Origin of the sequence: Falsochrobactrum shanghaiense (assembly GCF_003149535.1) — a bacterium.
Lineage (GTDB): Bacteria > Pseudomonadota > Alphaproteobacteria > Rhizobiales > Rhizobiaceae > Brucella > Brucella shanghaiense.
In genome coordinates this window covers 575,153-596,544 of record NZ_QGDB01000001.1, presented here as the reverse complement: position 1 = coordinate 596,544, position 21,392 = coordinate 575,153, and the positions used below count along the sequence as shown (strand labels likewise).

Sequence of the window (21,392 nt, the reverse complement as noted above, 5' to 3'; positions counted from 1 at the left end):
AGAATATTTACCAGTGCGGATATTTGGCGGGCAGCTCCGCTTTGAAGCTGCCCGCCGAAACTTGTGGGCAGTCCGAAACAAGATCGTCTGGTGGGATGGCGCAGGCCTATTCATTGTCGATCGAACGGACAAAACCCGCCGGGAAAGGAAGGCGTCAGCTATCGGGATAATGCGGGATCAGATCGGTGCCTTTAAATTATCATGTGTCTTCAAATAGAAATTACATAAATTTGGCATGACCTTCGCAAGATAAAAATATCAAATGCGAAACTCATGCCATTATAAGAGATTTTACAAGGTTTAATTCAAGGATAACTTCAGGAAGTGATTATTCAGTTCAGGCCGGTTTCGGATAGTGCCTGATTAACGATCACCTCGTCGAGCAATAGTGCCTCGTTGAGCTCGTATTTCTGGAAGATTTTCTTCATGGTGCCGTCGCGCAGAAGCGAATCTACGGTGGCGCTTATTGCTTTGGTCAGTTCCTCATTTCTTTTTATGACGAGCAATCCATGCAGCTGAAGGTTCCATCCCAGAGGCGATGATTCCGGCGCCACAACTTCAACCTTGCCGCCTTCGATGGCCTTCATTGCGCCCAGCGCCGTCGGAGTGGAAACGAATGTGGCATCCGAAGCCCCGCTTCGAACAGACAGGATCGTGTCGGGCGTATTGGGCAGCGTGGTGATGCTCACACGCGGCTCGTTCCTGGCTTCGCAATCCACGCTCAAGCTTTCAAAGTAATCGGGTGGGGACCAGCCTTTCAGGACGGCCAGCTTTTTCCCGCACAGGTCTTTGCCGCTCGTCAGGTTAAGGGGGTTGCCTTCTTTAACGACCAGCGAAACGCCGTATTTCATATAATCGATCATATTCACCACCTTCTGGCGCCCTTCAGTGTCGGCATCGGTGGAGAGCATGAAATCGGCCTGCCCGGCCTGAAGTGCCGGGATGATGGAGTCATGATTTACCCGGCTAAGGGAAATTGTGGTGCCAAGACGCGCGGCGATGGCCTCGCCGAAATCGATCAGCACCCCATAAGGCTTGCCATCACTCGCGATCATTGAAAATGGCGGCTGTGGCGGGTTGAAGGTTGCGCGCAAGCCGTTCTTCACATTTTTCTCCGGAAGAAGCTTGGCCAGTTCGGGATCCTTCGATATTTCCACGCCGGCAACAGTTACCGTCTCAGCGCTGAATGCCGGACCAGCCAAGCCCCAAGCCAATCCGGACAAACTGAAAGCAACAAGTCCTTTAAATCCTAAATTCATCGACATTCCCCTTTTTGATTATGGATTGATTTTCCTTCGGAGGTGTTTCGTGCATCTCTGGAAATGCTCTGTCCTGACGCCTTATCCGGACGCAAAACCGCTATGCACTTTTGCTGGAAATGCTCTAAAGAACGCTCGATAGAAATGCCTGCGTTCGCTGGTCTTTAGGCCTGGACAGCACCTCTGCCGCCGTTCCGATCTCGATAATATTGCCCGAATGCATAAAGGCGGCACGATCACAGACCTCGCGAGCAAAGCCGATTTCATGCGTCACCACGATCATCGTCATCCCCTCTTCTGCCAGTTCGCGCATCACATTCAGCACTTCTCCCACCAGTTCGGGGTCGAGTGCACTGGTAGGCTCGTCAAATAAAAGCAGTTTCGGGTCCATCGCCAGCGTTCGCGCTATTGCCACGCGCTGTCTTTGCCCGCCGGATAGTTCCGATGGATATGCATTCGCCTTGGAGGCCAGACCAACCCGTTCAAGCAGGGTCATCGCCCTTTCGCGGGCTTCTGCGGGAGGCCGTTTGAGGACTCCGATCGGAGCTTCAACGATGTTTTGCAGCGCGGTCATATGACCAAACAGATTGAAGGACTGGAACACCATCCCGATATGCCGCCGCATGCGATTGATGTCGCGCGGATGAGCCTCGCGAAGAACATTTCCCGTTCGCGTATAACCCATCAGTTCGCCATCGACGAAGATCATCCCGCCGCTTATCTGTTCCAGATGATTGATGCAGCGCAACAGGGTGCTTTTCCCCGATCCGCTGGCTCCGAGCAACGCCAGAACCTCTCCTTTTGGAACTTGCAGATCGATCCCGCGCAAGACTTCCAGACTGCCGAAAAATTTTCGCACCTTGATCGCTTCGACCATCCAATGCTCGGCCGCAGCATGTCCTGACAACGGGTTTTGAGCCTGTTTTACGGCACTCACTGTTCCAGCCATATTCACACCCGCCTCCTTGTTCTAGAAGCAACACCACGACCATAACGACGCTCCAGCCATGCTTGCGGGGCCGCAAGTAATGTCGTGAAAAAGAGGTACCAGAAGCTGGCGACGATCAATAATGGTATGACCTGAAAGTTCTCCGAATAGATGAACTGAACCGTCGTCATCAAATCCTGACCGCCGATGACCGAGACAAGGGAGGTGGTCTTGAGCATGGTTATCAGGTCATTGCCCATGGGCGGAATTATCGTGCGCATGGCTTGCGGCAGGACTATCCTGCGCATGATGCGCCCGGAACCCATGCCCAATGATGACGCAGCCTCGACCTGACCATGATCAACCGAAAGGATGCCCGCCCGGATAATCTCGGAAGCATAGGCAACCTGATTGAAAGTCAACGCGAGGACGGCAGCCATGACCGGATTGATCAGGTTTGACGTTTCGGTAGACCAGAGCACCATGTCTGTGAAGGGCACCGGCAGGCTGATGGTTGGATAGATTGCACCCGCATACGCCCAGAAAATCAACTGGACCAGGATCGGCGTGCCGCGGAATATCCAGACGTAAAATCTGGCAATGCCTGAAAGCACCATATTGTCGGAAAGGCGCATGACCGCCAGAATCACGCCGCCAGCCACCCCGAAAACCATCGAAACGACCGTCAGATACAAGGTGACCAATATGCCCCTTAATATCATTGGCGCCGTCAGATACTCAGATACGATGTCGATGCCGATATTGGGATTGTTGATCAGAGACCAGGCCATGCTCGCGAGTATGGCGATCACCAGCACCGCGGAAAAATAACGCCACGGGTATCTGCGCTTGAGGATACGAAGGGATTCAATATCGCCCTCTTTTGCGTCGCTCTTTATAAGAGTGCCTCTTGGCTCAATAATTGCTGATCCGCCTATCACCGAGTCCGCTCCTCAGATCAATAATGTTGAACGGAAATTTTACATATCAATTGTCAAATATACAAATTTTCTATAGAAATATTTACATTAAATATACTTATGTTTAATATATATCACATAGATAGGCTTTGTTATATCAATATAAAAGTATAAATATTGCCTGCACAGACAATATTTATACTTTGCCTATTTATGGGGGCGGCTTATTTCGTGGTCAGGGCGGCGCATATTGTGTGAGCCGCCCTTGCTGTTTTGCTCGTTACTGAACGGCTTTGAGGCCGGCCGGATTTAAAACACCGTTGAAGGAGTGCTTGATCCGATTTGCAGCCATCTGGAAATGCATCGTATCCGTGCCGAACAGAACGCCGGAAACGCCGTCATCAAACATTTCGTTGATGGTCTTGCTCGGATCCCTGAGTTCGAGCGGGATCGCGAAGACATAAACATTATTCCTGGCGCCAGCGTCACAGACCCTGCGAAGGGCGTCGCGGGTCTTGCTCATGATCTCCGGCGAAAAGCCTTCTTCGACCGCGCCAATCGAAACGGCATAATCGCCGGGGCCGAACAGAACCGCATTGATGCCGTCGACTTTCATGATGGCGTCGACATTGTCCACGGCGATATAGTCCTCGATCAACGGGATGATCGCGACGTGATCGTAAGGATTGCGGGCATATTCCAGCCAAATATCGTCACGATAGCGCGCCGCTCTTACATCCGGGCACATCCCGCGCACCCCGACCGGCGGAAAGGCTGCCGCAGATGCCGCACGGCGCGCTTGTTCCACTGAGTTTACGCGCGGCACAATCACGCCCTGAGCGCCGCGATCCAGCGTTTTCATGATCAGGACTTCATTGAGTTCCTTGACGCGGACCACCGGAGACAATCCAAAGGAATCCGCGGCCCTGATCAAATGCGCGATATGGCCGGTATCATATTCCGTATGTTCCGTGTCCAGCATGGTGAAATCAAACCCGCATTCACCGATGATTTCGACATTGTGCGGAGATCCCGAGTAAAGCTCCAGCCCGATCATCTTCTTGTTCTGCTTAATCTTGTCAGTAAGTTTCAATCTTCTATCCTCCATATTTTCTGTTGAATTTGATTGTTCCCGAAAAGACCTGTCCGTGCCCTGCCGCTTATCCATGGCTAAATTTTGGGCCTGAATCCTGGGTCTGAATTTTGCCCATATGTCCTCATTTCGCGCCCGGCGACGGCCGGCTAGAGCGGTTCCTGTTTAAACGGAATCGTTGGAACCGCTCTATCTATTTGTTTTTACGCATTATCCGGACGCATCGGAGCAGGAAAAGAAATCAGTCCAGTGAACTGATTTCCCTGCGGAGGCGTTTCACACTTTTGCTGGAAATGCTCTAAACGCGATTGGTTTCCACTGGTGCAGGCATTATTCGAACGCGGTCGGCAGGCCGGCCTCTCAAGTCGATTTTATTACAGCATGTCGTATCGGTCCCGCAGGTCCTGCCACTGGGAAATTTTAGCCAGCCCCTGGACCTCTCCAAGGGTTGCCATGTTTGCCGCCAGATATTCGGACGATATGTGCTGCAGATTATGCAGGGATTCATAGTTTTGCTGCATCTGCTTCATGGCGGAGCATAAGCCCAGCGCACAGTAAACGAGGCTCTTATAGCCCATTTCCTCATAGGCAGTGACGGGCAGGCAGCAGGCCGGATTGGACGCATTGTCGCCGACAAATGCGATTACACGACCAGGAAATTCCTCGCCGACTTCACGCAGCTCTTCTTCCGTTTCCTGCTCGCAGAATATGCAATAATCCGCGCCCGCGTTCAGATAGGCTTCCATTCGCCGCTTGAGCCCGTCTATGCCCTCCGTTCCCTTGGAATCGGTTCGGGCGATCAGCATGAAATCGGGGTCGCTCCGCGTCTCGACGGCAGCCTTGACCTTGGTCACGGCATCGCTGAGCGGAATAACCGAGCGATTGGACTGCTGAGAGCATTTTTTAGGGAAAGGCTGGTCTTCGAAATGCACGGCGGCGACACCGGCATTTTCATAGGCATGGATCGTTCGCACAAAATTGGTGAGGGCGCCAAATCCCTGATCAATATCGCACAGGACCGGGACATCGAGGACGTTGACTGCATTTATCGCAACGGAGAGCATTTCGGACATGGTGGTCAGCCCCCAGTCGGGGTACCCGGCCATGCTGGCCGAAATCGAGAAACCTCCCAGATAGGCCACCGGAAATCCGGTCTTTTGTATGAGCAGTGACGACAGCACATCATATGCGCCCGGGATCACCACAATTTTCTGCTGCTCGAATACATTTCGGAGTTTACGTGCGTTTGTCATGGTTCTTTCAGTTTCCTTATAGGCGACGCGTCAACGAATGGCTCCGGCACGGCAGATTGTTCCCCGCGACTGGCTGTCTCTGCAAATATGACCGGATAATCGGCTATGGCTGCTTTTGTCAGCCCGCCAAACTTCTATAGCCCTCCATGATCTTTCTGCATTCGCGCGAGAACATCAGTGCGTCCGCATCGTACATGACCATGCCGACGCCCATATCGAGCAGTTTCTTGATGCCATCGGCGGGCGAGGCCTCGATAACGGGCATTCCCTTGAGAACCACCTTATGCCGTCGCGTTGCTTCCAGAACCGTCCTGAAGGCTTCCTGCACAACCGGCGAGGCAAGGCCTACGGCCCCGACGCCGAGGCTTTGCCCCAGATCGCCTGCCCCGAAGCCGATGACAGAGACCTCGGGCAAGGCACAAATTGCGTCGATATTTTCCAGTGCCGCGGCATTCTCGATCAGAGGAACGAACATCACCTCTTTCTCGACCCAGGCGAGATATTGAGGCCAGACAGCATCATCGTAACGCGCGGCCCTTGTAACGGGACACATGCCTCTGTTGCCCCTTGGAGCATAATACATTGAATCAATTGCTTTTTGCACATCTGCCGCGTCGGTAACCTGCGGAACGATGACCCCGTGCGCGCCAGCTTCCAACACCCGGCTGATGTCCTTGGGGTTATTCTGGGCAACCCTGACAAATGAACTCAGGCCCGATGCATCCGCCGCCCTGATCATGTCCTCGATGGATTCAAAACCAAAGGGAGCATGTTCCTGATCGAGTTGAACATAATCAAAACCCGCCCAACCGATCATTTCGATAATGCGCGGGCTTCCGAGCATTATTTCCATCCCAAACGGAATCTGGCCTGCTGCCAGCTTTTTACGGACCTTGTTTTCCGACCACATATTGCAACTCCATTTTCAAGAAGAATGCCTTGAATGCGCCGGGAAAGCGCGCACTTGCCCATCGGAGGGCAGCGGACCGCCATCCGATGTCTGCTTTCCAGTCGCAGAAGGGCCACGTCACGAAGATAAGCAAAGGTCACAGCAATAAAGGCGTCATGCAATATGGCTGCCGACGTGTCGACCAAAGGATATTCTTTTACGGCTCAACGTGGCACACCAGATGGCATAGGGGAAATAAATACAAATTATGTCTCCATAAGCGGGGGATGCATTATCCCATGCCTTCGGAGTTTCAAAAAATCACACCACACAGGCGCATGCTTATAAGACGATTAATAATATTAATTCAGTTTATGAATTCACAGATGCTAATTAACATTGGGAACTTAGCTTTTGGGAGGATTACTGGAAATGAAATATGGACCGCTGCTGCAAGCGACCCACCGATCGGTCTTGGCGCTGACCGGGTCAATGATGTTCTTTATCGGGGGCTGGGCGCATGCCGCTGAAACGAACATCGAGTTGCCTTCATATTACCCTTCAGATTACCAGAGCCTGATTGACGCCGCCCAAAAAGAAGATGGAAGTCTGGTAATATATAGCTCTTACACTCAAGAGGCATGGAACCCGGTTTTCAAAGCATTTCAAGATAAGTACCCTTTTGTTAAGAACATCAAGAACCTCGACATAGAAGGCGAAGAAGTCTACCAGCGCCTGCGCATGGAATCCTCCCGTGGAACCCCCAGCGGTGATATTGTCGAGATTCAGCCTAATATCGGTGCAAAGCTCAGAGACGAGCAGGAATTGGTCCTGCCCTACACATCGCCAGAAGCATCTCAATATCCATCTGATTTAATACAGCCTTATCCTAACGGCTATCAATATGCCGTAAGTGCTCTGGTAATCGGATATAACACCAAAATCCTTCCCAAGCCGGTTGGGTCGATTAAAGATATAGCAGATCAGATCAAGGAATTTGGCGACAGCGGCTTGATGGTCGGGGTCCGCAATATTTCTTCATCCTTCGCCCTGACCGCATATTATACCTTGCTGAACCATAAGCCGGAATTATGGGAGCAATTCGAGACCATCCTTCCGCATTCCAAGCCGGAGGGTTCCTCAGGCTCCTTGCTGACGAAACTGCAAACCGGTGAATATGCGGCAGCGGTTTTCATGTCGGATTCGACCATGCTTCCCGCAGTTGCCCAAAGCGGGGGTCTGCTGGCAGCGGTGATTGCCAAGGATGGGACACCTTTTCTGGGCGGAGCGGTGTCGATTGCCGCAAACTCGCCACGGCCCAACACGGCAAAGTTATTTCTGGACTTCATGCTGTCCCATGAAGGTCAGCAGGCGATCCTGAAAGGGGGTCGGCCAGCCATCCGTAATGGATTGGAAAAAGTAGACGGACTTTATTCCTTTGAAGAAGCGACGAGCGCTATTCCGGCCGATGCCGTTGCAATTGTCCCGTTCAGCGAGCTTCCGGCAGACCAGGTAAGCGCATTTACCGAACGCTGGAAGGCCACCGCTGCCAAATAGCTGCCGGCTGGCGCCCAGCTTTGAATCTCATCGATCTGGCGGGAGGAAATCAGGCATTCGGCCTGCTTCCCGCTTGTTTCTAATTCTCTCTGATGAAAATCAGTAAAGGATGCTCATGTCGGACGCTGCTTCGCTTCCTTCCTCCAAAACCAATCCTCCCCATGGCACCATCCCAATACGCACTCGAATATTCGGCATGACGCGTAGTACAGTGGTGGTATACGGAACATTCCTTCTGGTGGCCTTGCTTGTTCTGGCTCCCGCTATTCCTATCGTGTTCCAGTCGTTTTCAGACCGTCCGCTATATGAAAGCAACAAGCTTTTCACTTTGGATGCCTATATCAGGCTGTTCACGGAAGCAGGCTTCGGCGAAGTTATATTCAATACGGTGCTGTTTGCTGTATTGAGCACGATCTTCGCGCTGATGATTGCAATCCCAATGGCTGTACTGGTCGTCAAAACCAACGTGCCATGTCGGCGTCTGCTTGATTTTTTCATGCAGTGGCCCTTTTTTATTTCCGCCCTCGTTCTTTCGTTTGGCTGGATCCTCATTTATTCCCCTGCCGGCTTTGCCAGCAAATATATGAGGGATCTGGTGGGGTTCGTTCCGTGGAACCTCTACAGCATTCCGGGGATGGCGCTGGTGGAAGCGACGGGTCTGGCTCCCATCGCCTATGTTTATTGCGCCAACAGTCTTCGGCAGGCCGATACTTCTTTGGAGGCGGCAGGCCAGTCCGTCGGCGCGTCGCCGCTTCAGATTTTACGGCTGATTGTCGTCCCCATGCTGCGCCCGCCGGTGGTATATAGTGGTTTGCTGATATTCAGCATGAGTCTCGAAGCCCTCAGTGTCCCATTGCTGCTTGGCATGCCCAACGGCATCAATATGTTCTCAAGCTTCCTCTATCAGTACGGGCTGACATCGGCCAATCCGGACTATAGTGTGCTGGCTGCGGCGTCGGTCCTTGTCCTCATCGTTCTTGCGGGGCTTATTGTCTTGCAGGGACGGATATTGAAGCAATCAAGACGCTTTATCAGCGTTCGCGGTAAGGTACCAAGGCCGCATGTACTCCCTCTGGGTTCCATTCGGTGGGTAGCCTTTGGCATTATCTCCCTCTACCTGCTGCTTGCCACCGTGGTTCCGCTGGGCGCACTTGTTTTCCGCTCATTCACCCAGATTTTTACCCCGTTGATGAACCCGTTCAGTGTTCTGACGCTGGATAATTACAGGCTGCTGTTCACGGTCCCGGCCTATTATGATCCGATCATTACAAGCCTGATCGTCTCTTCCATAGGGGGCGTGCTTGTCAGCTGCGTTGCGATTCTTGCCGCGGTGGTTGCCAAACGCTCGAATTTCAAATTCAACCGGCTGACGGAATATCTCGTTTTGTCCTCTCTGGCTGTACCGGGGACAGTGCTCAGCATCGGGCTTTTCTGGGCATTCAGCAGTCTTCCGCGCAATTGGGGCGGCGACATTCTGGTCGGCAGCGTATTTGGGCTCATAATCGCATTTGGCATTCGCGCGCTGCCGGTCGCCTATTCTTCGCTCGCATCGGCATTGATGAAACTCCATGAAGAACTCGACCATGCTGCCCGTGTTTCGGGGGCCGATTGGGTCAGGATGTGCCGGGAGGTGCTCTTCAAACTAATGACTCCGGCTTTCATCTCGGCGGTGCTTCTGGTTTTCGTTATTATGATGAAAGAATACGCAACGGCCATTTTCCTCGTTTCCGCAGACACACAGGTCTTGGGAAGCGCCATGCTGTCGCTATGGACCCAGGGAAGTACGGGGCCTGTAAGTTCGCTCGCGGTTGTACAGATAATAATCAGCACCGTCGTTGTTGGCGCGGTAACTTTACTGACTAGAAGGATTCGTCATGCCTGACATCATTGTCTCTGGCCTAAGCCGGGTTTATCCAGATGGGACCTATGCGGTAGATGATATAGACTTCAAGGTTTCTGACGGGGAGTTTTTTACCCTTCTGGGCCCCAGCGGCTGCGGCAAGTCAACGACGCTTGCTTGTATCGCAGGACTCGATACTCCCACTGCGGGAGAGATCAAAATCGGCTCACGCACGATATTCGACAAGAAAGCGGGCATCGATACGCCTTGCGAGGAACGCAATGTGGGCATGGTGTTCCAATCCTATGCCTTGTGGCCCCACATGACCATCAACAAGAATCTGGCTCTGCCGCTGAATTTGCGCAAAGTGCCGGCGGCAGAACAAAAACGAATGATCGCCAACGCACTGGACATGGTGGATCTCGCTTCCTTCGGTCACAGGTATCCTCATGAATTATCCGGCGGGCAGCAACAGCGCGTCGCACTTGCCCGGGCGCTCGTATATTCCCCAACCATCCTGCTGCTGGACGAGCCGCTTTCCAATCTTGATGCGAGGCTGCGCCATCAGGCGCGTGCCTGGGTAAAGCGCGTGCAGCAGGAGTTGCGCATCACCACTATCTATGTCACCCACGATCAGGATGAAGCGCTGGCCATGAGTGACAATGTTGCGGTTATGTCGAAAGGGCGCATCGGTCAGCTGGCAAGCCCTAAATCTGTCTACGAAACCCCATCCACATTAGACGTTGCAGGCTTTGTCGGGCGCATGAATTTCCTTGAAGGTGTCGTGACAACCGTGAACAAGGGGCTGTTTTCCGTTGCTTTGGATGAATCCGATGAGGTGATTTTTGTAAAGGACACCATGGGGGCCGTACCAGACGCGGTGGTTACGCTGGCATTCCGCCCGGAAAAGGTGCGTATAGCAAAAGACAATGACCGTGATCCGAATTCTAATTACCTGAAAGCGGAGCTTATTGAAGAAAGCTATGTCGGTTTTCGATACGAGTATAAATTCCGGTATCAGAATTCGGTCATTGAAGCCTATGGCGATCAGCCATGCGCGGCGGGCTATTCCGTGCTCCAGATCGATCCGGACGCCATCATATCCTATTGTGGCGAATCCGAGCTTCGCGTCTCCCCGGAGCAGAGCCGCGGCCGAATGGCGGGTTCCAGACCGAATGAGCGCATTTCCAGCTAGAGCATTTCCAGCAAAAGTGCGTAGCGGTTTTGCGTCCGGATAATGCGTAAAAACAATGATTTAGAGCGGTTTCGATGATTCCATGTTAACCGGAACCGCTCTAAAGAATATCGCCTGAAAGTGGGAACCGCCTCCGCAGGGAAATCAGTTCGCCGGACTGATTTCTTTTCCTGCGCTGCTTCGCATAGAGCTGTCAGCTTGCGTAAAGTTCGCTAGCTAACAATTTTCATGTTGCGATGAATCTGCCCGTTGGGCAGGTCGCTGCCGTCGAGTTTGGAGATAAGGTGGTTGACGAGACGGATGCCCGCATCCGAAAGCCGGGGGTGTTTGTAGAACAGCCCTACAAGAATCTCCGACATCGGCGGAAAACCATCTTTTTCACTGAGAATGCGCATTCCCGGCCGCAATGTATGCCGCGTCAAGGCGGTCACGCCCAGCCCATTGGCAACCGCATTCTGGAGACCGGTGATACCTGGCCCCGTATAGGCGATGCGCCAGCGTATATGTGCAGCATCCAAGGACTGGATCATCCGTGCCCGATAGGCGCATCCTTCCGGGTGCGCTGCCAGCGGAACGCTTTTCTCGGGATCAAAGCGCATGTTTTCGCTGGCCGCCCACACAGGCCGTTCAACCCAGGTGCGCGAAATATATTGCGTGGCCTCCTTATCGGTCATGGCCACCGCCAGATCGAGTTCGTCTGCCCGCAGACGTTCGAGAATGCGCGCGCTCCAGTCGCAATGGATTTCAAGAGATACATCGGAATGCTGGAGCATATAATCGACAATACCTTTCTGCAAAAAAGCGAAGGCATAATCATTTGGCAAGCCCACACGCAGAACGCCGGATATTGTTGATCTGTTGAAAAAAGAGGCCAATTCATCATTGAGGCGCAGGATTTCCCGAGCATAGCTAAGTAGCATTTCTCCTTCACTGGTGAGCTGAAGCGTGCGTCTCGTCTGCGTGATCAAGGTCGCGCCAACCAGTTCTTCCAAGCGCTTTATTTGTAATGAAATCGCCGGTTGCGTGCGGCCAAGGACATTGCCTGCCTTGGTATATGCACCCAAATCGACGACCGATACAAATGTTCGCAACAGGTCGGTTTGGAAATTTGTAATTTTAGCCATGTATTTCGTTCCCATTTTATTTTTTCCGTTAATCCGGATTCAGGGCATTCTTCAGTTAAATCTGATTGCGATCTAACGTGTCGGCCCCGTTTTTCTAAGGTCGTTCAGTTTTTCTGAACAGGTTCTTATAATCTTCTGGATAGATTTCTGTTTCGATCATGCAGCGGCCATGGTCGACATTGATGCATTGAAGTAAATCGTTCCGACGGCTGCCGGTCAAGGCAGGAATGGAGGAGGCGGCTGCATGGGGCCTGAGCACGCCGCTTGAGTGAGGAGTTGCGCCCGGCGTGAGGCAAGGCGTGAGGCAAGGCGTCAGGTCGGGCGGCGCGGCGGTCAAGGTGATACACCGCGCAGGAAAAGCCGATGCAGAATGGCTATATCGAATCCGTCAACAGCCGCACGCGTCAGGCTGCTGACGTCACCTGCGTTCAGTCGGCATAGACCCAGACGACGACTGCATCCTCCACCCCTTCCGATACCCATAAATGGCCATTGGAGGCATCGTAATATATGCTGTCGCCTTCCTCCAGTCTGGTTGGAGCATAACCTTGGCTATGAATTACCAGGGTTCCCTTCATCACCACCAGAAATATTTCCGCGTTATACGAAGCCCACTCAGTGTAGGCTGAAATATCCCGCGCACGCACGCGGGTACGGATGGGCGTCATCTTGCGATTTGTAAGATCGTTACAAAGCATCATGTTGTCACAGGTTGACGTTTTGGTGCTGCTGCCCTCACTGGAGCGCGATATGCTGCGGCGCGCGGTAATTGCCGAAGGACGCGCGGTCTCCAACAATTGGCTTAGTCCCATGTTCAGTCCGCGGGCAATCTTGGTGAGGGTCGTCACGGTGGGCGAGAGTTCCTGTCGTTCTATCTTCGATAATGTCGAAAATGATACGCCCGTCCGCTTGGCGGCCTCCTGCAAGGTCCATCCACGGTCGCTGCGCAACTGGGCAACCCGGGCGCCGACATTTATCGATTCGACCGAAGCCGGCCCCGAAGGGAAAGAAGGGCGGACGACGTCCAGATCAATATCCATCATTTACTCCATGGAAATATTGCCTCATGCGGGCAAGCACAAATCTTTGCGTAAAGTACGCCTCTTCATTGAACTTGACAATCCGATACGATAGTGATCGTAATTGTCTTATACGACAATTATTGGATTGATGCATCGCTCACCCTGCATCGTCAGCATAAACAGGAAACCGCTCATTATGCGTGCGCAAGATCTGAAGGGAATATTCCCTGCATTACCCACTCCACTCAAGTCCGACGGCACGCCCGACCTTGACGCCCTCGGGGAACTCATCGAGCGCAACCTGGCTGCGGGCGCAACCGGGCTGGTGCCCATGGGTGGCACGGGCGAGTTCACGGCCCTTTCGCCCGAGATTCGCATAGCGGTGGTTCGCCATACGGTCGAGGTGGCCAAGGGCGCGGTTCCGGTAGTGCCGGGTGTATTGTCGACCGGCTTCGCGGATGCGGTGGACATCGGCAATGCGTTCCGCAGCGTGGGTGCCGATGGGATCATGTTGGTGACGCCATTCTATGTGGTCCCGAGCCAGAAGGGCGTAATAGATTATTTTCACGCCTATCGTGCAGCGGTCGATGCGCCGCTCGTCTATTACGATATTCCTGCACGCACGGGTCTGGTAAGCAAGCCTGAAACCATTGCCGCCCTTGCCGATGACGGCACGATTATCGGAATGAAGGTCTGCAATACCGATACGCATTACTTCAACTGCCTGGCCGATACGCTTGACGGGCGCATCGCATTGATGTCGGGAGACGACATGATGTACGCGGTTCATGTCATGCATGGTGCAAATGGTGGCGTACTGGCAAGTGCACCCATGCTGCCCGCCTATTGGGTCAGGATTCACAACACGCTGGCCCAGGGTAATTTTGCCGAAGGCATCGCGCTGCACCGCAAGTTGCTGCCGATCTTCCGCGCCCTGTTCAATGAGGTGAATCCCGGCCCGCTCAAGACGATGATAACCCGATTGGGCCATCCGATGGGGCCGGTATCGTTGCCTTTGGCATCGCCCGGAATGGAAACACTGGCTCTTATCGATACAGCGGTTGACATCGTTTCCCGCGAAAGCCTGGCCTGAAACCATGCGCTATTCGCCCGCCTTTCATGATTTTGACGAGATGCGGGCTCGCGCATGCAAGCGGCTGCCACACGCCCTGTTCGAATATATAGACCGCGGCACCGAAGCAGAAACGGCATTGTCGGCGCTTCATGAGGGGTTCGGTGCGCGGCGGATCGTGCCGCGAACGTTAAACGCGCCGTCCGATCCCAATATCGCGACGCGCCTGTTTTCCACCTTGCGGCAATGTCCTTTTATTATTGCTCCCACCGCACTTGCCGGGCTTGTCGCCTTTGAAGGAGAACTGATAATGGCGCGGGCTGCCGCGCGCGCGGGCGTACCATTTTGTGTCGCAACACAATCATCGAGTTCGATTGACCGGATTGCAAAATATGCGCCCGATGCCGAGCTCTGGTTTCAGCTCTATGTGTGGCGGGATCGCGAGGAGACCTGGCGCCTGCTTGAGCGGGCGCGCAGGGCTGGGGTAACGACCTTGCTTCTCACTGTCGACACACCGGCTTCACCGAAAAAAGTCCACAATCTTCATAATGGCTTCGGTATACCGCTAAAGCCGTCGCGAAGGCTGGTATGGGATTTTATTCGTCATCCGGGATGGGTGATGACCGTGGCAGCGCGCTATATCGCTCAAGGCGGCTTGCCCTCCTACGCCCACTATCCGGTTCAGGCCAGAACCAGTGTTGCCCGGAGCATCAGTGATCCGCGCTTTGCTTTGGAGACGAGTTTCGGCGCCGATTTTCTCAATGAATTGCGCAATCGCTGGAAGGGCCGGCTGCTCGTTAAAGGCATTCTTGCTCCCGAAGACGGCCATATTGCCGCCGCAGCAGGCTGCGATGGCATCGTCGTGTCTTCGCATGGTGGCCGCAATCACGATAGCGCAGTCACGCCACTGGCCGCTCTGCCCGCGATTCGCGCGGCAGCGGGGCCGGAAATGGCCATTCTGGCCGATAGCGGAGTGAGGCGCGGCAGCGATGCGGCCAAGCTTATTGGCGCAGGAGCGGATGGGGTGCTTTTGGGACGCGCCCCGCTTTTCGGACTGGCCGCAGCAGGGCAAGACGGCGTCATTGCGGCCATCGAATGCGTCAGGGAGGAATTACGGGCGTTTCTATCCTTCTCCGGCGTTTCGCAGCTCACACAATTACGCCATGCCGTCTGGCAGGATGAACGATAATAATTCTTCCTTTCGGAAAAATTTGTCGTATAGTAAAATAAAAAAGCACAAAGATGGATAAAGGGAACAAGGATGTCGACATCGCCGGTATCGGTCCAGCTTGAAGGTATTGGCCGCGATTTTGGTACATTCACGGCGTTGCATGACATCGACCTGCATGTGAAGGCCGGGGATTTCGTTTCGCTGCTGGGGCCTTCGGGGTGCGGCAAGACAACGACGCTTCGCCTGATCGCGGGCTTCGACAGCCCGTCGCGCGGACGTATTCACATTGGTGGCAAGGACATCACAGATCTTCCTCCCAACCGGCGCAAGCTGGGCATGGTGTTCCAGAACTATGCGCTTTTTCCTCATATGAGCGTTGCGGAGAATATCGGCTTCGGGCTGCGCATGGCCGGTGTTGCGAAGGCGGAAATCACGGCGAAAGTGAAACGGATGCTGGACATGATCCATCTGGATCAGCACGGCGACCGCATGCCTTCCCAATTGTCGGGAGGGCAGCAGCAGCGCGTTGCAATCGCAAGGTCGCTGGTAACTGAACCGTCCGTCCTGCTTCTCGACGAGCCCATGGGAGCGCTCGACAAGAATTTGCGCCACAGCATGCAGACAGAACTGCGCCAGATGCAGCAGAATTTTCAGATTACCACCATTCTCGTCACGCATGACCAGGACGAAGCCCTGACCATGAGCGACAAGGTCGTGGTCATGGAAAGCGGTTATATTCGCCAGATGGGCACCCCCGAACAGGTTTATGACCGCCCCCTCAACAGTTTTGTGGCAAATTTCCTCGGCATATCGAACAATCTGCCTGCTGCGGTGACCGGAACGGCGCGCGACGGCATGGCCCCGATCGAATTGCGACTGCCGGGAACCAGCCCCGTGCAGACCAGCGCCCTGGCTCGTGGACTGAACGGCGATGTCATCCTCAGCATCCGTCCTGAAAGGATCGGCATTTCAACCGATCCGCTAAGCCCGGACGAGCAAACGGTCAGTGTCGCCGGAACGGTGGTCAACCATGTTTTTCGGGGCGCTTATCACGATTACTCGATCTCGGTGGGCCCCGATGCCCCGCCGATAACCGTCTTTGAACAGGCACGCATTGAAGAAAAACGGCCATGCTGGTCGGTTGGCAGCCGGGTTTGGGTCAACTGGCCTGCAAAGGCGCATACCGTTTTCGCCGCTAATATGTAAAAGAACAGGGCAGACACATGACCATCGATCCGATCACCCTAGAGATCCTCAATAACAAGGTCAGCGCCGCGGCCGAAGAAATGAGCTACACCCTGCAACGCACGGGACGTACGCTGTTCGTCAAGGAAACGGCGGATTTCGCAACGGCAATCGCCGATCTCAACGGCAAGTTTTTTGGTTATCCGCGCGCGATTGGCGTGTCGAACTATATGGATCTGGATTGCATGCCTGCAATCCGCGCTTTTGACGATCTGGCCCCCGGCGACGTCATCATGACCAACCATCCCTTCGAAAGCGAAGGGCTGGCGACACATCTGCCCGACCTCCATATGATCCAGCCCTATTTTCATAACGGCAGGATCGTCGCCTATGGCTGGTGCTTCATCCACTGCTCGGATGTCGGTGGGCGCGTGCCATCGTCCATTTCTCCCGCAAATACCGAGATTCATCAGGAAGGGCTGCTCATTCCCCCGGTCAAGATCATGGAAGGCGGCAAGGAAAACCGCGATTTCCTGCGCATATTCCGGGCGAATTCCCGCACGCCGCACGATAATGCGGGCGACATCAAGGCAATGGTCGCCTCTCTGGCAACCGGAGAGCAGCGGGTCGCCGAGCTGATCGCCCAGCACGGGGTCGAAGATTTCATCGAGAGCCAGGAAGCGCTGCAAGCTTATTCCGCCGCCAAGGCGCGCGCGGTTTTACGCCGCATTCCCGATGGCAGCTACGAATTCATCGATTATCTGGACGACGATTTCAACTCGACCGTTCCGCTGCGGCTGAAAGTCAGGATGACGGTTTCCGATGGTCTGGTTCATCTCGACTATAGCGGAACCGACGGACAGGTGGCTTCCGCCTATAATATTCCGACTGGCGGCAAAAGACATCCCTGGCTCACCTTGCGGCTGATCGCGTTCATTCTGACCTATGATCCCACTGTGGCCATCAATGCGGGGCTGTATCGCAATTTTTCGGTAAAGACCGAGGAAGGCTCGATCGTCAATCCGGTCTATCCGGCTGCCGTGGGTGTGCGCCATGCCACGGCGACGCGGGTCAATGACGTTCTCAACGGCGTTCTGGCAAAGGCGGTGCCGGAATTGATGAAAGCGCCCAGTGGCGGCGTGACGGTGCCGGTCGTTTTCACTGAACCCGATGCCGCTACCGGTGGCCGCAAGGTTCTCGTGCTGGAACCGCTCGTCGGCGGGTCCGGCGCGCGGGCGGGCGCGGATGGTGTCGATGGCCGCGACAGCGGCATTGCCAATCTCGCCAATAATCCGATCGAAAGCGTCGAAAGCAATGCGAGCGTGCGGGTCAAATCCTGGGCGCTGCGCATGGGATCGGGCGGCGCAGGCCAATGGCGCGGCGGCCTCGGCCTGACCCTCACCTTTGAAATTCTCGCCGACGACTGTCAGGTTCTGGGGCGCGGTACGGAACGTTTCCGCTTTGCGCCGTGGGGCATGAAGGGCGGGCATGAGGGTGCACTGTTTCAGGTCATTCTTGAGAAGGCCGACGGCTCGATTGTCGATGTGGGCAAGCTCGATGTCCTCGATGTCAATCGCGGCGACATCGTCTCGATCCATACGCCGGGCGGCGGCGGCTATGGCGATCCGTTCAAGCGTGACGCCGTGACCGTAGCCGATGACGTGCGCAGGGGGTTCATTACCCTCGAACAGGCGGCGCAGGACTATGGCGTGGCGCTGAGCGCAACGCTCGACGTGGACCAGGACGCAACCGCGGCCCTTCGCGCGGCGCATCCCGGCCGATCTGCCGAATTCATCTTTGGCGAAGAGCGCGACTCCTGGGAAGCGCTGTTTACGGACACGCATGTCACCGAACTCAACGAACTTCTGTCAAAGCTGCCGATGGGGGCACGCCAGAAGCGCCGCGCCGCCATCTATGCCGATGTGCTCGATGGCGTCCCGCGGGCGGGGACCACTCCGCTTGCCGAGCGTATCGCTGCAGTGGGCGATGCACCCAAGCGGCTGGAAAAGGCGCTTGTCGCGCTGCGTGACGAGGTAGGGGAAAGCCCCTCCGGCGTGAGTGCCGCCGCATGACCCGGACCGAGATATTGGCGGCGCCGGTGCAATGGCCCCGGCAGCCCCGGCGGAGGCTGCCCAAGGGCGTGATCGGTATCATCCCGGCGGTGCTTTTTCTGCTGCTGTTTTTCATCGCGCCCCTGATCGACAATACGATCAACAGCCTCCAGACAGCACAGGGCTGGTCCGCAGGCAATTATGTGCGCCTGCTCACGGACCAGTATTTCCTGAGCGTGATCTTTCGTACCCTCTGGGTAAGCCTGATTGCTACGGTGATCTGCGTCCTGATCGGTTATCCCGTCGCCTATCATCTGGTGCGCCATTCGGGTGCCATGGCGACCGTCCTGATCTTCCTGCTGGTGGCGCCGCTGATGACCTCGATTCTGATGCGCACTTATGGCTGGCAGGTTTTGCTGGCGCGCGGCGGCATGGTCAATACGGTACTTCTGGGTATCGGCCTGATAGACAAGCCCCTGCGCGTGATCCAGAGTCCGATTTCGGTCATGATCGGCATTGTCCATATTCTCGTGCCTTACATGGTCATTTCAATTGCTGCCGTATTGCAGGGCGTGGACCGCAGGCTTGAAGAAGCCGCGAGCATTCTTGGCGCCGGGCCTGTGCGCAGTTTTATCAACGTCACATTGCCGCTCAGCCTGCCGGGGGTGATTACAGGGTCGATTATCGTTTTCATGATGGCGAATGGTAGCTTCCTCACCATGCTGCTATTGGGCAATAATAGCGTCGTCACGCTGCCTGTCCTGATCTATCAGCAGTTTACTTTGGTGGGCGACGCGAAGTTCTCTGCCGCCATGGGCAATATCCTTCTGGTACTGGCGCTTATGTGTCTGTTTCTTCAGCTGCGGCTGGTCCGCGGCAAGGGAGGCATTCAATGAGCAGCAGTCCCGCCGCCCGTACTGTCACCGCGCGACTTGGCCGTGCCCTGCTAACACTGTTCGTGGTGGCCTTCTTCGTCTTCCTTCTCGCGCCCATCGCAATCGTGGTGTTGTTCTCTTTCGTGGATGCAGCCTTCGTGCGCTTTCCAATCGAGAGCTTCTCACTGCGCTGGTATGTACGGATGATCGAATACAAGCCGTTTCTAAGTTCGCTGGGCTTCAGTCTGGTGGTGGCCATTGTTTCGGGCCTGATCGCCCTGATTATATCGCTTCCTGCCGCCCTCAGCCTGGCGCGTTCGCGCGGTGCGCTGGCGGAAATGGTGGTGACACTGCTGCTTGCCCCCTTGTCTATGCCCATGATCCTTCTGGGCGTGGCGCTGCTCTATTATCTGTCGTGGATGGGACTGGGCATTTCGGTTACGTCGCTGCTTATCGGACATGTGGTCGTATCGATCCCTTACGTCACCCGCACGATCATCGCCGTCTATCAGGGCGCCAGCCCCAGTTTCGAGGAAAGCGCGCGCATCCTTGGTGCAACGCGCTGGCAGGTGTTCCGCCATGTGACCCTGCCGCTTATTCGACCGGGCATCATCAGCGGTCTTCTGTTTTCGATGCTGGTCTCGCTCGACAATCTGCCGATTTCGCTTTTTTTCGCGGGATCGACAACGAACACCCTGCCCGTCGTGATGCTGGCCTACCAGCAGAACCAGTTCGACCCGGCAATCGGTGCGATCAGCACCGTGCAGCTGCTTGTCGCCGTCGTAACCCTGTTGCTGATCCAGCGCTTCGCCGGGCTGAAAAATCTCGTAAGCCAGAACGTTCGATAATCACAAAACAATCTAATGGGAGATAAAAGAGGATGAAAATTTCGAACCTTTCGCATCGCCTGACCGGCACGGCCATCGCGTTGCTTCTGCTTTCAGCACCGGCGCTGGCCGCCGATGTGACAGTGACCGCCTTTGGCGGAAGCTGGGAACAGGCTTTCCGTAAATGCTATGCCGAGCCTCACACCGCCCGCACCGGGCAAAGCGTCGAGGTCATCATCGGGGGTCCGCCGCAATGGATAAGCCAGATTTCGGCAAATCCCAACAATCCGCCCATCGACGTGCTCGTCAACCTGATGGATACCGCCGCGCTGGCCAGCAAGGACGGGCTTGTCGAACTGCTCGATGAATCGAAGATACCGAGCCTGTCCAAAGTATCGGCCCAATTTATCGAGCCGCTCGACAACTATGGCACCGTCATCAATTACGGCGCGGCGGGCCTGGCCTATAATCGCGATACGGTGAGCGAACTGCCCAAAACATGGAAGGAATTCTTCCAGGGGGCCATCGATGGCGACTACGTGGCGGCGCTGCCCGGCATCAACCTTTCGAGCACGACACCAACCGCGCTGCTTTGGAATATCATCGATCTTTACGGCGCTGACATCGATGACGAAGATGCCCTCTTCGCTGAACTCAAAAAGCTCAAGGATAGCGGTAACGTCGTCTTCTATAACGACATCAACCAGTTTCTGACCCTGATCCAGTCAGGTGAGGCCGACATCGGTCCTTACTGGGATGGCCGCGCATGGCTGGCCCATGACAGCACGATCCCGAATCTCGACTTTTACTATCCGGAGGAAGGCGGCGTCATCAGCCCTTCCGTGATCCAGAAGGTAAAGAACGGTTCCGAGAATGGCTGGGATTTCATCGAAACCCTGCTTACTGCCGACAATCAGAAGTGCTTCGCCCACGCTATCGGATATGCCGTGGTCAATAGCGATGTGGAATATGAAGGCAAGCTCGCGGAACGCGTACCCGATATTGCCACGATCCGCTGGCCCGACTTCAAGAATGTCGCAGCGCGGATGCCGCAATGGGTCGACCGCTGGAACCGCGAGATCGGTCAGTAATCTTCGCGCCCGTCCTTTCTGGGCGGGCGTCCAATTTTCT

At 54.9% G+C, this 21,392-nt stretch carries 18 protein-coding genes; 10 read left to right on the top strand and 8 right to left on the bottom strand.

Annotation, left to right across the window (positions count from 1 at the left end; genetic code table 11):
* Window positions 1-332: 332 nt before the first annotated feature.
* The 6 genes from DKP76_RS02840 to DKP76_RS02815 form a co-directional block, all read right to left on the bottom strand.
* Complete coding sequence (locus tag DKP76_RS02840; protein ID WP_109704884.1) at window positions 333-1,265, bottom strand: transporter substrate-binding domain-containing protein; 933 nt, start codon at window positions 1,263-1,265, stop codon at window positions 333-335.
* 118 nt (window positions 1,266-1,383) lie between these two features.
* Window positions 1,384-2,136, bottom strand: coding sequence for an amino acid ABC transporter ATP-binding protein (locus DKP76_RS02835; RefSeq protein WP_109704883.1), 753 nt, complete (start codon window positions 2,134-2,136; stop codon window positions 1,384-1,386).
* A 74-nt stretch (window positions 2,137-2,210) separates the two neighbouring features.
* Window positions 2,211-3,128: an amino acid ABC transporter permease gene (locus DKP76_RS02830; protein ID WP_245410120.1), complete on the bottom strand. Its 918-nt coding sequence runs from the start codon at window positions 3,126-3,128 to the stop codon at window positions 2,211-2,213.
* Between the two features lie 259 nt (window positions 3,129-3,387).
* Window positions 3,388-4,200 carry an HpcH/HpaI aldolase family protein gene (locus tag DKP76_RS02825; protein WP_158279398.1) on the bottom strand — a complete coding sequence of 271 codons (813 nt, stop codon included), beginning with the start codon at window positions 4,198-4,200 and terminating at the stop codon, window positions 3,388-3,390.
* Between the two features lie 374 nt (window positions 4,201-4,574).
* The gene (locus tag DKP76_RS02820; RefSeq protein ID WP_109704881.1) at window positions 4,575-5,453 is read right to left on the bottom strand and encodes an isocitrate lyase/PEP mutase family protein; all 879 of its coding nucleotides are present in this window, start codon (window positions 5,451-5,453) and stop codon (window positions 4,575-4,577) included.
* A gap of 118 nt (window positions 5,454-5,571) precedes the next feature.
* On the bottom strand, window positions 5,572-6,297 hold the full coding sequence (locus DKP76_RS02815; protein ID WP_158279397.1) for an HpcH/HpaI aldolase family protein: 726 nt from the start codon (window positions 6,295-6,297) through the stop codon (window positions 5,572-5,574).
* A gap of 477 nt (window positions 6,298-6,774) precedes the next feature.
* On the opposite strand from DKP76_RS02815, the gene DKP76_RS02810 reads away from it, so the two are divergent.
* From DKP76_RS02810 to DKP76_RS02800, 3 genes are all read left to right on the top strand, one after another.
* Window positions 6,775-7,899: an ABC transporter substrate-binding protein gene (locus tag DKP76_RS02810; protein ID WP_109704879.1), complete on the top strand. Its 1,125-nt coding sequence runs from the start codon at window positions 6,775-6,777 to the stop codon at window positions 7,897-7,899.
* 196 nt (window positions 7,900-8,095) lie between these two features.
* Entirely contained in the window at window positions 8,096-9,781 is a 1,686-nt protein-coding gene (locus tag DKP76_RS02805; RefSeq protein ID WP_109705154.1) for an ABC transporter permease, read from the top strand.
* Window positions 9,774-10,934, top strand: coding sequence for an ABC transporter ATP-binding protein (locus tag DKP76_RS02800; RefSeq protein WP_109704878.1), 1,161 nt, complete (start codon window positions 9,774-9,776; stop codon window positions 10,932-10,934). The genes DKP76_RS02805 and DKP76_RS02800 overlap by 8 nt, the downstream gene beginning before the upstream one ends.
* A gap of 212 nt (window positions 10,935-11,146) precedes the next feature.
* On the opposite strand, the gene DKP76_RS02795 is transcribed toward DKP76_RS02800, so the two are convergent.
* Window positions 11,147-12,058, bottom strand: coding sequence for a LysR substrate-binding domain-containing protein (locus DKP76_RS02795; protein ID WP_109705153.1), 912 nt, complete (start codon window positions 12,056-12,058; stop codon window positions 11,147-11,149).
* 428 nt (window positions 12,059-12,486) lie between these two features.
* Entirely contained in the window at window positions 12,487-13,101 is a 615-nt protein-coding gene (locus tag DKP76_RS02790) for a helix-turn-helix domain-containing protein (protein WP_245410119.1), read from the bottom strand.
* Between the two features lie 175 nt (window positions 13,102-13,276).
* Between DKP76_RS02790 and DKP76_RS02785 the strand changes: the two genes are divergently transcribed.
* From DKP76_RS02785 to DKP76_RS02755, 7 genes are all read left to right on the top strand, one after another.
* Entirely contained in the window at window positions 13,277-14,173 is an 897-nt protein-coding gene (locus DKP76_RS02785) for a dihydrodipicolinate synthase family protein (RefSeq protein WP_158279396.1), read from the top strand.
* Window positions 14,142-15,341, top strand: a complete 1,200-nt coding sequence (locus DKP76_RS02780; RefSeq protein WP_109704875.1) for an alpha-hydroxy acid oxidase — start codon at window positions 14,142-14,144, stop codon at window positions 15,339-15,341. Before DKP76_RS02785 ends, DKP76_RS02780 begins: the two co-directional genes overlap by 32 nt.
* A 72-nt stretch (window positions 15,342-15,413) precedes the next feature.
* Entirely contained in the window at window positions 15,414-16,529 is a 1,116-nt protein-coding gene (locus DKP76_RS02775) for an ABC transporter ATP-binding protein (RefSeq protein ID WP_109704874.1), read from the top strand.
* A 17-nt stretch (window positions 16,530-16,546) separates the two neighbouring features.
* Window positions 16,547-18,580 (top strand): hydantoinase B/oxoprolinase family protein, encoded by a 2,034-nt coding sequence (locus DKP76_RS02770; protein WP_109704873.1) that lies wholly within the window; start codon window positions 16,547-16,549, stop codon window positions 18,578-18,580.
* Entirely contained in the window at window positions 18,577-19,455 is an 879-nt protein-coding gene (locus DKP76_RS02765; protein WP_109704872.1) for an ABC transporter permease, read from the top strand. The genes DKP76_RS02770 and DKP76_RS02765 overlap by 4 nt, the downstream gene beginning before the upstream one ends.
* Window positions 19,452-20,282 carry an ABC transporter permease gene (locus DKP76_RS02760; protein ID WP_109704871.1) on the top strand — a complete coding sequence of 277 codons (831 nt, stop codon included), beginning with the start codon at window positions 19,452-19,454 and terminating at the stop codon, window positions 20,280-20,282. Before DKP76_RS02765 ends, DKP76_RS02760 begins: the two co-directional genes overlap by 4 nt.
* Window positions 20,283-20,314: 32 nt before the next feature.
* Window positions 20,315-21,352, top strand: coding sequence for an extracellular solute-binding protein (locus DKP76_RS02755; RefSeq protein WP_109704870.1), 1,038 nt, complete (start codon window positions 20,315-20,317; stop codon window positions 21,350-21,352).
* Window positions 21,353-21,392: the final 40 nt, after the last annotated feature.

Bases quoted from the DNA above. Each gene is read 5' to 3' on its own strand.
- DKP76_RS02840 (WP_109704884.1), bottom strand. From the start codon at position 1,265: ATGTCGATGAATTTAGGATTTAAAGGACTTGTTGCTTTCAGTTTGTCC.
- DKP76_RS02835 (WP_109704883.1), bottom strand. From the start codon at position 2,136: ATGGTCGAAGCGATCAAGGTGCGAAAATTTTTCGGCAGTCTGGAAGTC.
- DKP76_RS02820 (WP_109704881.1), bottom strand. From the start codon at position 5,453: ATGACAAACGCACGTAAACTCCGAAATGTATTCGAGCAGCAGAAAATT.
- DKP76_RS02815 (WP_158279397.1), bottom strand. From the start codon at position 6,297: ATGCTCGGAAGCCCGCGCATTATCGAAATGATCGGTTGGGCGGGTTTT.
- DKP76_RS02810 (WP_109704879.1), top strand. From the start codon at position 6,775: ATGAAATATGGACCGCTGCTGCAAGCGACCCACCGATCGGTCTTGGCG.
- DKP76_RS02805 (WP_109705154.1), top strand. From the start codon at position 8,096: ATGACGCGTAGTACAGTGGTGGTATACGGAACATTCCTTCTGGTGGCC.
- DKP76_RS02800 (WP_109704878.1), top strand. From the start codon at position 9,774: ATGCCTGACATCATTGTCTCTGGCCTAAGCCGGGTTTATCCAGATGGG.
- DKP76_RS02795 (WP_109705153.1), bottom strand. From the start codon at position 12,058: ATGGCTAAAATTACAAATTTCCAAACCGACCTGTTGCGAACATTTGTA.
- DKP76_RS02790 (WP_245410119.1), bottom strand. From the start codon at position 13,101: ATGATGGATATTGATCTGGACGTCGTCCGCCCTTCTTTCCCTTCGGGG.
- DKP76_RS02785 (WP_158279396.1), top strand. From the start codon at position 13,277: ATGCGTGCGCAAGATCTGAAGGGAATATTCCCTGCATTACCCACTCCA.
- DKP76_RS02775 (WP_109704874.1), top strand. From the start codon at position 15,414: ATGTCGACATCGCCGGTATCGGTCCAGCTTGAAGGTATTGGCCGCGAT.
- DKP76_RS02770 (WP_109704873.1), top strand. From the start codon at position 16,547: ATGACCATCGATCCGATCACCCTAGAGATCCTCAATAACAAGGTCAGC.
- DKP76_RS02765 (WP_109704872.1), top strand. From the start codon at position 18,577: ATGACCCGGACCGAGATATTGGCGGCGCCGGTGCAATGGCCCCGGCAG.
- DKP76_RS02760 (WP_109704871.1), top strand. From the start codon at position 19,452: ATGAGCAGCAGTCCCGCCGCCCGTACTGTCACCGCGCGACTTGGCCGT.
- DKP76_RS02755 (WP_109704870.1), top strand. From the start codon at position 20,315: ATGAAAATTTCGAACCTTTCGCATCGCCTGACCGGCACGGCCATCGCG.